General features: G+C 46.2%; 12 protein-coding genes. 6 read left to right on the top strand and 6 right to left on the bottom strand.

Annotated features, from left to right (window positions below):
* Positions 1–40: 40 nt before the first annotated feature.
* The 3 genes from GVN20_RS11425 (at position 41) to kynU (ending at position 3,695) form a co-directional block, all read left to right on the top strand.
* The gene (locus tag GVN20_RS11425; RefSeq protein WP_166558445.1) at positions 41–1,777 is read left to right on the top strand and encodes a family 16 glycoside hydrolase; all 1,737 of its coding nucleotides are present in this window, start codon (positions 41–43) and stop codon (positions 1,775–1,777) included.
* Positions 1,778–1,860: 83 nt separating this feature from the next.
* Entirely contained in the window at positions 1,861–2,307 is a 447-nt protein-coding gene (locus tag GVN20_RS11420; RefSeq protein WP_114461646.1) for a thioredoxin family protein, read from the top strand.
* 83 nt (positions 2,308–2,390) lie between these two features.
* Positions 2,391–3,695, top strand: a complete 1,305-nt coding sequence (gene kynU / locus GVN20_RS11415) for a kynureninase (protein WP_166558444.1) — start codon at positions 2,391–2,393, stop codon at positions 3,693–3,695.
* 129 nt (positions 3,696–3,824) lie between these two features.
* On the opposite strand, the gene GVN20_RS11410 is transcribed toward kynU, so the two are convergent.
* From GVN20_RS11410 to msrA, 5 genes are all read right to left on the bottom strand, one after another.
* Positions 3,825–4,433, bottom strand: coding sequence for a transposase (locus tag GVN20_RS11410; protein ID WP_166558443.1), 609 nt, complete (start codon positions 4,431–4,433; stop codon positions 3,825–3,827).
* 109 nt (positions 4,434–4,542) lie between these two features.
* Complete coding sequence (gene lgt, locus GVN20_RS11405) at positions 4,543–5,406, bottom strand: prolipoprotein diacylglyceryl transferase (RefSeq protein ID WP_166558442.1); 864 nt, start codon at positions 5,404–5,406, stop codon at positions 4,543–4,545.
* Positions 5,407–5,577: 171 nt separating this feature from the next.
* Positions 5,578–6,903: a TolC family protein gene (locus GVN20_RS11400; protein WP_166558441.1), complete on the bottom strand. Its 1,326-nt coding sequence runs from the start codon at positions 6,901–6,903 to the stop codon at positions 5,578–5,580.
* 29 nt (positions 6,904–6,932) lie between these two features.
* Entirely contained in the window at positions 6,933–7,598 is a 666-nt protein-coding gene (locus tag GVN20_RS11395) for an ABC transporter ATP-binding protein (RefSeq protein ID WP_166558440.1), read from the bottom strand.
* Positions 7,599–7,949: 351 nt separating this feature from the next.
* Positions 7,950–8,603: a peptide-methionine (S)-S-oxide reductase MsrA gene (msrA, locus tag GVN20_RS11390; protein WP_199563250.1), complete on the bottom strand. Its 654-nt coding sequence runs from the start codon at positions 8,601–8,603 to the stop codon at positions 7,950–7,952.
* Positions 8,604–8,797: 194 nt separating this feature from the next.
* Between msrA and thiL the strand changes: the two genes are divergently transcribed.
* The 3 genes from thiL to GVN20_RS11375 all read left to right on the top strand — a co-directional run bounded on the left by thiL (position 8,798) and on the right by GVN20_RS11375 (position 11,194).
* Positions 8,798–9,838, top strand: a complete 1,041-nt coding sequence (gene thiL, locus GVN20_RS11385) for a thiamine-phosphate kinase (RefSeq protein ID WP_166558439.1) — start codon at positions 8,798–8,800, stop codon at positions 9,836–9,838.
* Between the two features lie 50 nt (positions 9,839–9,888).
* Positions 9,889–10,302 carry a cytochrome B gene (locus GVN20_RS11380; RefSeq protein WP_166558438.1) on the top strand — a complete coding sequence of 138 codons (414 nt, stop codon included), beginning with the start codon at positions 9,889–9,891 and terminating at the stop codon, positions 10,300–10,302.
* Between the two features lie 145 nt (positions 10,303–10,447).
* On the top strand, positions 10,448–11,194 hold the full coding sequence (locus tag GVN20_RS11375) for a hypothetical protein (protein ID WP_166558437.1): 747 nt from the start codon (positions 10,448–10,450) through the stop codon (positions 11,192–11,194).
* A 38-nt stretch (positions 11,195–11,232) separates the two neighbouring features.
* Here GVN20_RS11375 and GVN20_RS11370 read toward each other — a convergent pair whose 3' ends face one another.
* Positions 11,233–11,655 (bottom strand): hypothetical protein, encoded by a 423-nt coding sequence (locus GVN20_RS11370; RefSeq protein WP_166558436.1) that lies wholly within the window; start codon positions 11,653–11,655, stop codon positions 11,233–11,235.

The raw sequence follows: 11,655 nt of genomic DNA, 5'->3' as shown, positions 1-11,655 counted from the left end.
TTTTGATTAATAATATACAAAACGCCGACATTCCTTGAATATGAAAATACGTATTGCTTTCCAAACCGGCTGCCTACTTTTGGCGGCCGGTTTGATTTTTTCGCTCAATGCCCAAAACCAAGGCATGACCCAACTCGCCACCGACGGAAACGCCCCCTTTCAATTATCGGGCGACTGGAAAACGGCGGGGTCGGCGACCTTGCATCCAGACAAAGCGTCGTTTGTTAAAACCACTCCTTCTACCGACAAAAACACCAGCCTTATTTTGGGAAAAACGGGAGCGAAAGCGGCCGTTGCCCTTGGGGTAGGTGATATTGTGCTCAAGATGGAGTTCATGCTAGCACCGGGCACCAATGCTGCCTTAACCCTTCCCGGAGGCTACGCCATTCGACTCAATGATAGCTGGAAAAGCCCTCGATTGGACGCAAACGTTAGCGCGGGTATCGGGACATTGGCTCCCCTACAAAATGCCGCCAAAGCCCCGGGCCTTTGGCAAAGCATAACGGTACAATTTAAAAGAGCGGGTCAAACCACCGCCGCCCAAATTGAAAAACTGGTCCTCAACGGCGTAACCGTTCAGGAAAATGCATTTCTTAGCGCTCCACCAACGACCGAAACGGCCCTATCGCTGGAGGTAGTATCGGGCATGGCCGCCTTCCGAAACGTCTTTTATCAGCTGCTCAATGATACCCGCCCAGTAGCGTTACGCAACCTGTCTTACCAGTTGTACAAAGCAGGAAATGATAAACCTAAAGAACTTCTGGCCGAAAACCTTCTCAAAAAAGACACAACGTCTATTCTGACCCGCGAATGGGGGATGGGAAACAACAGTTATTATTTACTTTACGATGGCCAACTAGACGTGGCGCAGGAAGCTGATTATACCTTTCAACTGGCCTACATGTCCAACGCCGCCCTTGAGATTGACGGCAAAACGGTATTGCCGTACCAATGGAACGACTTCCTCCAAAACTACGTACCCGTTACGGTGCATTTAACAAAAGGTTTGCATCCCTTCCGTCTTCACCACCATAAGTTTACGTGGCGTCGGCCTGGGTTGGGAATGTTTGTGGCAACGCAGGGTGTACGTCAGTATCCTTTACATGTAACTTCGTCTTTACCCGAGCCCACGCCCATTCCTACCATTGAAGTAACCGCTAATGGCAAAGCTGAATTGGTGCGCTCGTTCATTCAACGCGAAGGAGAAAAAGGCAAGCGCACCCATTGCCTTTCGGTAGGCACACCAGAAGGCATTCATTACAGCTTAGACCTCAATCGTGGTTCTATTCTGCAATTTTGGAAAGGTGGATTTGCCAACGTAACCGAGATGTGGTACGAGCGCGGCGAACCGCAGATTCTGCATCCGATGGGCTCGGCCATCCTCACCGCTGGTCAAACCGACTTTGCCGTGTTGAATGACCTAAACGCCGCGTGGCCCGATTCGTCGGTTGATTTATCATTTAAAGGCTATCGCCTCAACCCCGCAGGAATCCCCACACTGACCTACCGTACCAGCAATGGCGACATTACCGACGAAATAGCCCCTGAAAACGGCGGGCTTACCCGTACCATCACTGGCAATTTGCCGAATACGTACGTTCGGTTAGTAGCGGGCAAGAGCATTTCATTGTTAGAAAAAGGCCTGTATGAAATTGACGGCCAAAGGTATTATGTGCGCATTGACCCTAAAAGCAAACCCGTAGTTCGTACCGTCAAAGGACAACAAGAACTGCTGTTGGCGCTTACTGGCTCATTGCATTATTCCTTGATTTGGTAAGTTTTCACAACGCAATAAACCATTTTGCACGAAATTTGCGTTGTAAATTCAAAACATACTTTAAAACAAAAACAGTTATACCAATGCAACGCTTCATCTCTGCTTTAGCAATAGCCCTCCTGATGCTGTCAGGCATTGCCGCTACCACCCCAAAGGTCACAAAAGCTCCTGCAGCTTCTGGCATTCAGTTTGTTGAGTTACCTTGGGCAAAAGCACTTGAAAAAGCCAAAAAAGAGAAGAAATTAATCTTTTTTGATGCTTATACCAGTTGGTGCGGCCCTTGTAAAATGCTCCAGAAAAACGTCTTTACCCGCAGCGACGTAGGCGAATACTTCAACGCTAATTTTATCAATATCAAAAAAGACATGGAAGAGGGCGAAGGCCCCCGATTGGCCACGATGTACCCCATTGAAGGTTATCCTTCGTTGTTTTTTATCAATGGAAACGGCAAAGTCGTTACCATGCATTTGGGCGCTATGGATGGGCCTGAGCTCATCAAGTTTGCCAAAATGGTAGCCAGCAAAAAATAATTTCCTGCAACATTCTGTGCGTTCTTCCCCTTTGGCCTCAACCAAAGGGGTTTTATTTTGTTTAATGGTAAACCAAAAACCAAGTGAACCTTCAACATTTACTTCCGCTCTCTTCTCAAGAACTGCACGATTGGGCGTTGGAAAAAGACCAGCAGGATACCTTACGCAGCTTTCGCGAACGATTTTATCATCCCAAACACAACGGAAAAACGGGGGTTTATCTATGTGGGAACTCCTTAGGGCTGCAACCAAAATCTGCCCGGGAAGCCATTGACCGCGAACTTAATACGTGGCAAAACTACGGCGTGGAGGGATGGTTTGAGGGGGAAGAATCGTGGCTTAGCTACCACCGCTATTGTCAACAATCATTGGCCAAAATAGTAGGGGCACTTCCCGAAGAGGTTTGTCCGATGAACCACCTGACGGTCAACTTACATCTAATGTGGGCGTCATTTTATCAACCGACGGCACAACGCCATAAAGTTTTGACGGTAGCGGGTGACTTTCCATCTGACCAATATGCCATTGAAACCCACCTGAAATTTAGGGGCTATGACCCCGCCACCGCCCTGATTGAGGTAGCGCCGCGAAAAGGGGAATACACCGTTCGTAGCGAAGATTTGTTGGACGCTATTCGCCAAAATGCTGACGAGCTGGCGTTGGTTTGCATGAGTGGCCTGCATTATTATACGGGTCAAGTCTACGACATGGAAGCCATCACCGCTTTAGCGCACCAATACGGCATCATGGTGGGTTTTGACTTGGCGCACGCGGCGGGAAATGTCCCGCTCCGATTGCACGACTGGGGAGTCGACTTTGCGGTGTGGTGTTCGTACAAATACCTCAATTCAGGCCCGGGAGGAGTATCCGGCGTATTTGTTCACGAAAAGCAGCACGATGCTTCGGTGCTACGACTGGCAGGCTGGTGGGGTTACAATGAAGCTCGACGGTTTGAAATGACCAAAGGTTTTGTGCCCATGCAAGGAGCGGCAGGCTGGCAATTAAGCACGCCCAACATTATGGCGTTGGCGGTTCATCGGGCATCGTTGGCACTCTTTGAAGAAGCAGGTATTGAAAATTTAAGAACAAAAAGTGTGGAGCTAACGGGCTTTTTAGAAGTCATCATTCAACGCATCAATCAAAATGCAGGAACGGAAAAAATCCGCCTGATGACTCCCTCCAATCCTGCCCAACGCGGCTGTCAGCTTTCGTTATTGATTGACAATGAAGGCAAAAAAGTTTTTGATTACTTAACCGCGCAGGGAATCATTGGTGATTGGCGCGAGCCCAACTGCATCCGTCTTAGCCCGATTCCTTTATATAATCGTTTTGAAGATGTGTGGAAAGTTGGTGAAGCACTGGAAAATTATGGGAAATTTCAGGCTTAATTGAATTAGTTTTGTAATTAATGGTCTGACTACCTCTGACCATTAATTACAAAAAAGGCTTTGAGAGGATTTACCTTTCAAAGCCTTTTTCTGATCGTGCATTTATTTTCGCTCCTTACTTCTGAGCGCTTACTTAATATCCGCCAGTTTATCCAAGTCAATGTCATCCAAAACAGACTTGATTTTATCCATGTCAACATCGCGACCTTCTACCTGAACAATGTATCGATTGGCGACAATGACCGATATTTCACCATTTTTGGATTGTGTATTGTATTTCTCAAACGCTTTGTGGCCTTTGTATTCAGTGGTTTTTTCGTAGCCCGTTTCGGTTTCTTTATCAATCGACGCCATCGACCACGCTGCCATGCCCATCAGCGCCACGCCCATTCCCGCCACGTCGGTGATATTTACGTCAATATCCTGTCCGTTGTCATCGCGGTAAGAAGCTTTGGCGGTCGAAACCCCAAAACCCATCGCAGCACTTTTTTCGCTCGATGCCTCCTTGCGTTTCAGGCCATCGGCATCTGCAGGTAGCAACTCCTTCAACAACTTAGGGTCAACCGTCTCTTTGGGGCCTTCTTTCGACATTCTTTCGGCTTCTTCACCCAGTTTTTGTAGGGCTTCTAGGCCATTTTTAGGTTCTTCTTTGGCCTCTTCTTCGGCATCTTTGCTGGCACAATTCCAAGTCAGAACCGCCAAAGACAGGAAAATCGCGAGGAGTTTAATCGTTTTCATTTGCTACTATTTTAGGTTTATGAATAAAAAAAGGGGGAACACATGTTCCCCCGAAATTACATTTTTTATGCGCCTGCTTTACGCCCAACAGGTTAAATTTATTGAGCGGTTATGATTTGGCCACCTGCGACTCCGCGCGGTTTGCCTCCTCGGCGGCGCTGTCGGTAAAAGTCACCTGCTTTTTATCTTTGTTTTTCAACGCATAGATTAAAAATATAACACCTAACAATACGACCGGAATACTCAAAATCTGTCCCATGTTATAGGCAAGTTCGTTTTCAAAAGCCACTTGATTTTCTTTGAAGAATTCAATCACGAAACGCAGCCCAAACACCCAAATCAGGAAGATTCCGACCAACATTCCCTGCGGCGTCTGCGATTTACGTTGGCTCCACAACCGAAATAATATAAAACAAAGCACCAAGCAAGCAATGGCCTCATACAACTGCGCCGGGTGACGCGGGTACTGGGTAAATTCATAGTTGCGGGTAAACACAAACGCCCAAGGAACGTCAGTCACTTTCCCTACAATCTCCGAATTCATCAGGTTGCCGAGGCGAATAAAACAACCTGCAAGGGCCACCACAATCACGATGCGGTCACACACCCACAGAAAACTCATTTTCTTGTTGCGGGCGTAAATAAATAACCCCAACAAAATACCGATAGCCGCTCCATGACTGGCCAAACCAGCAAAAGGAGGCGTAATGACTTGCAGTGGATTTTTGAGTAATACTTCGGGTTCATAAAACAAAAAATGCCCGAAACGCGCCCCTAAAACGGTGGCAATAACCATGGTGAGCAAAAGCGAATCCAACAACGTTTCTTTGATTCCTTCTTTACGGAAAACATGCGTCATGATGCGTTGCCCCACCAAAAAACCAGAGGCAAACAACAAACCATACCAACGAATGGAAAAACTGCCGATACTGAAAATTTCAGGATTTACATCCCAGATAATATAGCCAAACATAAGTGACCGATTTTGAATGAAGGTATCAATGATATTAAAACCTTCACAAAAATCAAGAAAGATTATTAGAAGTACATAATTATGAGGAACGAAAAGTTAAAAGTTAATTACAAACCACTGATAATCAACCATTAGCTAGCTTTTAACTATTTACTAATTTACCGTTTATCCCTAAAACTCCCATTTACCTTTCCGATAAAATTCAATTATCTGACGCTGAAGAGCGTATTCGTAGCGTGAGCGAATGGCATTTGCCTGCGCCCGTGCCAGATTTGCTTTGGCAAGGGTATATTCAAACACGTTGATGGTACCCGCATTCAGGCGGCTTTCGGCCGCCGAAAAGTTGGCCTGTAAAGATTCCACCTGACTCTGCGCGGCGGCGTAGCGGTCGGTGGTGGCATCTAGCTGCTGCACCGCCAGTTCGATAGACTGACGCAAAAGTTGTTTCACCCCATCTACCTGATTGCGGGCCAGCTCTTGTTGCGCCTTAACCACGTCCACGCGTGGACGAACCTGCCAACGCCCCATGATGGGAATATTTAGACCTAAACTTAGTGAGCCATTGCGGGTAGCATCCAATTGTTTGAAGTAACTACGCTCAGAGTTGGACGACGCATAAAAAGCGGCAAAATTTCCCGAAAGATTCAACGAAGGCAGGCTGTTTGCTTTCACCGCTCGAATCTGACTCGCAAAGCTGCTCAAACGCAGCTCACTGCTTTTCACTTCTGGAAACAACTTCAACGCCTCCTCATAGATAGCGTCGGCGGCTGGAGCCACACTCAGGGCGGTGGCCGCGTCGGCGATGGGTTCGAGCACTACGTCTTTTTCGGGTTGAATGTTCATCAACTGAAACAACGTCAATTTTGCCAACTGCTCGTTGTTGCGCGCAGTTACTTCGTCAAATTTATCATTGGCCAACTGCGCTTTTATTTCATACAACGTATTTTGACCCACGGTTCCTGCAGCTACCTGCTTTTCTACCCGATCTACCTGTTGCTGCGACGACGCCACCTGCTGCTGCGCGGCATCGTATAAAGCCTTGGTAGCCAATACCTGTACGTATGCCTGAAGCACTCGAATGATTTGCTGATTAAGGATGGCCTCTTGATTTTTCAGGGCCGCGTCGCGCAGTGCAATACCCTGCTGTACTTGATGCTGAATTTGAAATCCCTGAAACAACGGAACCTGAAAGCCTAAACCAATCCCGTTGGTATTGTACAACTGGTCGATGTAAGCATTGGTAAAACGGTCGATACTACGACCAAAGTTTAGGTTTTGTCCAGCGCTGAATCCAATTTGCGGCAACTGCTGCGACCTCGTTTGTTGCAATTGAGCCCCTGCACTCTGCGCCTGCAACTGGCTTTCACGGTAGGTGAGGTTGTTTTTTGTCAATAATTCAACGCACTCCCGCAAGGTCAACGTTTTTTGGGCACTTGCATTCAAGGCAAAAAACAGCATCCCAATGACTGCAAACCGTATTTTAGATACCTGTAACATGAAATTTTCTTTTAACAATAAACAAATGACTATTCTGAAACCCAACCGTCTTTGAGGCGAATAACCCGGTTTCCGTATTCGGCGTTGGCCTCTGAGTGCGTCACCTGAACGATGGAAACTTTATCTTTTTGATTGAGTTCTCTAAACAATTCCATGATTTCTTTGGCTTGCTCGGAGTGTAGATTCCCCGTTGGCTCATCGGCAAAAATGATTTTAGGCTCATGCACAATGGCCCGCGCGATGCCTACCAATTGCTGTTGCCCACCCGACAACTGACTGGGAAACAAGTCTTTTTTGGCAACCATGTTAAAACGATCCAACAATTCGGCCACCCGACTCTTGCGCTCTGACGACGAGGTTCCTTTGTACAACAGTGGCGTTTCGATGTTTTCGTACACCGTCAGTTCGTCAATCAAATGGTAGGCCTGAAACACAAACCCAATGCGGTGGCGATGCAATTCGGTGCGCTTCTTTTCGCTGAGTTTGTCTACTTTTTCGTCCAAAAACAGATATTCTCCTTCCGAAGGCTCTTCCAGCAACCCTAAAATATGGAGCAAAGTGGATTTTCCCGAGCCAGACGGCCCCATAATGGAGACAAATTCCCCCTCATTTATTCCCAAATTGATATTACGCAATACGTACGTTTTTCCAAAACCTGCTGGATAATGCTTTGAAATGCCTTTTAACTGAATCATGGACCTGTTGGTAAAATATTAAGGATAATGTAATGTATTTTGCACGAGTTGTGCCAACTTATCATATTACTGAAAATCAGCACATTGATTTATTTTATCTTCACAAAATCGTCCGAAAACGGACAATATTTGTACGCCTGCGGACGAAGCCAAAACCCCGCATCTGTGCGATTTTTTAAGCCGTAAAGTTACTTATTTTGGTTTTTTTTGGTTGAGAGCTATTGCGATATTTTGCTCTTCTATGCCATTATTTAGGCGGTAGCGGGAGGGGTGTCGTTGGAGAATGCGCATTTTTCACAAAAAAAGCCCGACGAATCGGGCTTCTTGTGAAATCACGTTAAGAGAGGCTAATTAATGCGCTTTCAACTTCTCCTTAAATACCTTCTTGAACTTATCCACTTTGGGCGCTACCACAAATGCGCAATAGCCTTGGTTGGGGTTGTTGGCAAAAAAATTTTGGTGATATGCTTCGGCTACGTAAAACTTCTCGGCTTTGGATACTTCCGTCACAATCGGCTTGCTAAAAGCACCTGAGGCATTGAGCTCTTTGATGGCTTTTTCGGCCAAGGCTTTTTGATCTGCGTCGTGGTAAAAAATCACCGAACGATACTGCGGCCCTACGTCGTTGCCCTGACGGTCTTTGGTGGTTGGGTCATGCACCCGGAAAAACACCTCCAACAGTTCAGCATAGGTCACTTTTTTGGGGTCGTATTTGATTTCTACGCACTCGGCATGGCCCGTAGCTTTTCCACAGACTTGTTCGTAGGTCGGGTTTTCCACAAATCCACCCGAATACCCCGATACTACCGATTCAACGCCTTCCATTTCCTGATACACCGCTTCGGTACACCAGAAACACCCCGTACCAAACGTGGCGGTGGCCAGCCCCGTGAGGGTTTTTGATTTTTCTTCCATTTGTTCAATCTTTTTGGCTGACTGTCCGCACGAGCTAAGTGATGACAACGTCAACGTGCCGAAAATGAGTTTTTTGATGATTGTCTTCATATTTATTTCTAACAAAAAAGTAAGTATTAAGTTCTGATTACGGAGCTTTGCCGCTGCTAATGTGTTTAAAAACAATTCATTGGATATACGGGAAAAGCCATTCTTTTAACGAACTTTGCACCGAAAAGTTTTGTAATGCAAACTTTCACTTATTACTTTACACCAAATGTCGGGCATCCGACATCTTCCTCAAAATGATTAGAACTGAACTTGCAACACTGGGTGAATTTGGGCTGATTGAGCGTATAAATCAGCAATTTACGCCTGTGCTTCCCCAAACCATAAAAGGCATCGGCGACGACGCCGCTGTCATTGATACCGCCACCGATGAGTATTTGTTGGTCTCGACCGATATGCTCGTAGAGGGTGTCCACTTTGACCTTAGTTATGTACCACTCAAGCACCTGGGCTACAAAGCCATTGCGGTCAACGTCTCCGACATCGCGGCCATGAACGGCATTCCTCGTCAAGTGACGGTGAGCATTGGCCTGAGCAATCGCTTTTCTGTCGAAGCCATCGACGAATTATACGCGGGTATTCAGGCCGCTTGTGAAGCCTACAAAGTGGATCTCGTTGGCGGCGACACTACGTCTTCGCGCTCGGGTTTGTTGATTTCCGTGACGGCCGTGGGAGTCGTCGATAAAACCAAAATCTCGTACCGAAACGGTGCCCAGCCCAACGACATCATTTGTATCACGGGTGATTTAGGCGCGGCCTATATGGGGCTTCAACTGCTAGAACGAGAAAAACGGGAATTTTTGGAAAACCCTGAAATGCAACCGCAGTTGGAAGACAAATCGTATCTGGTAGGTCGTCAACTCAAGCCCGAAGCGCGGACGGACATTGTGTATGAACTTTTGGAAGCGGGGGTGGTGCCTACGTCGATGATTGACATTTCGGATGGATTGGCTTCTGAGATTCTGCACCTCTGTAACCAATCGGGAACGGGAGCGCAAGTTTTTGAAGAAAATGTGCCCATTGCCGACGATACGTTCTTGACCGCCGATGAGTTTAAAATCAGCCCGTTGACCATTGCCCTAAACGGTGGCGAGGATTACGAATTGCTGTTTACCATTAAGCAGTCAGATTACGAGAAAATCAAGAATTCACCGCACATCAGCTTTGCGGGATTTATGACCAACGACCCGAAAAATGTGGAACTGGTAACCAAAGGCGGCAGTCGTTTTCCAATAAAAGCCCAAGGCTGGCAACACCTGACCAATCAACAATCCTAAATCTTTTTTTTAACACTGCATTTTATTCATTTATACATAAACAACCAACTATGGAAATTCTTGTACGCGCCCATTCGGGCCTTCGCTACGTAGTTCTTGCGCTTCTGATTGCCGCGATTTACACCGCTTTTACCAAACGCAGCCAACCCAATGCGCCTTATTCTAAAGTATATTTGTTTGCCATGATTGCCACGCATACCCAATTGCTCATCGGGCTGGTTCTCTACGCGTTAGACTGGGGAGTAAAAGTACGTTTTGACATGATGAGCGATAAATTCTATCGTTTTTACACCGTCGAGCACATCGTCGGAATGTTGGTTGCCATCGTGCTGATTACGATCGGCCACGCGCAGGCAAAAAAGCTGAACCACGGCAAAGTTTTCACCTTTTATCTGGTGGCATTACTCCTTATTTTGATCTCTATCCCGTGGCCTTTCCGCAACCTAGGGGGCGGCTGGTTTTAAATATTAAAAACAACGAAGGGTTGCTGAAAAGCGGCCCTTCATTATTTTTAATGCTTTTTGCTAAATAATACCGTGTTTTTTTGCAACCCGAATTTCAAAACTTCGTATATTAGCCACACATTCAGGTCATTAACCCTGCCTACCCATGAAACACTGCTACGCGATAGTTGGATTGGTATGTCTGTTTGCATTGTCGGGATTTGGTCAGAGCAAGCTATTCCGAGGACATTGGTATGTCGGAACAGACGTCGGGATTTTCAGTAATCAAACGCGCATGATTGCGGGAGAGCTCAGCAAATATAACCCTGGCGGGTCGGGAATTATGCCCATGTACGGCATGAAAGTAGGCCGAGTGGTTAACCCTTATATGTCGGTCGAAACGGGCATCTATTCTTTGCCGCTCAACCTCGTTTATCTCTATCAGACCAACCGCGCGATTGGCACCAATCCCCTGCAATTTATGTCGTTTCCGGTGCGGGCTAATTGGCGCGCCCGGGTATTTTATGACAAACTTGAAGCCCATTTGGGCGGCGGCTTGCAATACGTATGGGCCAATGGCGAAATAAGCCAAAAAACATTCAACGGCGTAATCACTACCCGTGGGCATACGTGGACCGACTCCCTCGTTTATTCAGGCTCGGTAGGTGTACTTCGACAACACTCCATCAACGCTGAGTTGGCGGCTAGTTTCAACTGGGCCATGTCGAGACGGTGGACCTTGAGCGTATATGCCCGTCAGGTCATGGGCCTTACGAGTATTGCCAACGTGAAAGTATCGATTAAAAACAATCAGGAGCCCATTGAAAATGCCGAATTTGTGACGCGCGGGGCGGGTTTTACCGCTGGTATTGGAATACGATACAATATCTCTCCCAAGTGGCGCATCAAATAGCCCCATCAATCTGAACGATTGATGAGGCCGCCAAAAAGCTACACACTATCCAAATAAGATTGGTATTTTCTTTTAATTAATCGCCTTTTGTAAGTGATGAAAAGATAAGTATCATTGTTTTTTGTCTGAATGAACAGCCGATTAGGAAATAAAAATAAGAAAGCCCTTCGCTTCATTTTCTTTATTTCCTTGAATGATACCCCAATTGGCTTAATGAGATGAGCATTGCAAGGAAAAACGGGGGATAGTTTCTTTGCCAATTCATTACAAGGGGTTGTATTAAAAAATAAGCTATCGCTAGAAACCCTTATTTTCCCATAAACTACTGTTCCAAAAATTGACTGAAATGGAGTCATTTTTATAATCAACCCAACATTCACTGTATCTATTTTATTTTGGCTTGTGCTTTTTGTGAAAATAAAAACCATAAAAAATAGCATTACACATCTATAAATTTTCAT

This window comes from Runella sp. CRIBMP (assembly GCF_009905605.1).
Taxonomy (GTDB): Bacteria; Bacteroidota; Bacteroidia; order Cytophagales; family Spirosomataceae; genus Runella.
This window is presented reverse-complemented; position numbering and strand designations above follow the sequence as displayed.

Excerpts from the sequence above, each read along its gene's own strand:
- GVN20_RS11425 (WP_166558445.1), top strand. The coding sequence starts at position 41 with ATGAAAATACGTATTGCTTTCCAAACCGGCTGCCTACTTTTGGCGGCC.
- GVN20_RS11420 (WP_114461646.1), top strand. The coding sequence starts at position 1,861 with ATGCAACGCTTCATCTCTGCTTTAGCAATAGCCCTCCTGATGCTGTCA.
- GVN20_RS11410 (WP_166558443.1), bottom strand. The coding sequence starts at position 4,433 with ATGAAAACGATTAAACTCCTCGCGATTTTCCTGTCTTTGGCGGTTCTG.
- lgt (WP_166558442.1), bottom strand. The coding sequence starts at position 5,406 with ATGTTTGGCTATATTATCTGGGATGTAAATCCTGAAATTTTCAGTATC.
- GVN20_RS11400 (WP_166558441.1), bottom strand. The coding sequence starts at position 6,903 with ATGTTACAGGTATCTAAAATACGGTTTGCAGTCATTGGGATGCTGTTT.
- GVN20_RS11395 (WP_166558440.1), bottom strand. The coding sequence starts at position 7,598 with ATGATTCAGTTAAAAGGCATTTCAAAGCATTATCCAGCAGGTTTTGGA.
- msrA (WP_199563250.1), bottom strand. The coding sequence starts at position 8,603 with ATGAAGACAATCATCAAAAAACTCATTTTCGGCACGTTGACGTTGTCA.
- thiL (WP_166558439.1), top strand. The coding sequence starts at position 8,798 with ATGATTAGAACTGAACTTGCAACACTGGGTGAATTTGGGCTGATTGAG.
- GVN20_RS11380 (WP_166558438.1), top strand. The coding sequence starts at position 9,889 with ATGGAAATTCTTGTACGCGCCCATTCGGGCCTTCGCTACGTAGTTCTT.
- GVN20_RS11375 (WP_166558437.1), top strand. The coding sequence starts at position 10,448 with ATGAAACACTGCTACGCGATAGTTGGATTGGTATGTCTGTTTGCATTG.
- GVN20_RS11370 (WP_166558436.1), bottom strand. The coding sequence starts at position 11,655 with ATGAAAATTTATAGATGTGTAATGCTATTTTTTATGGTTTTTATTTTC.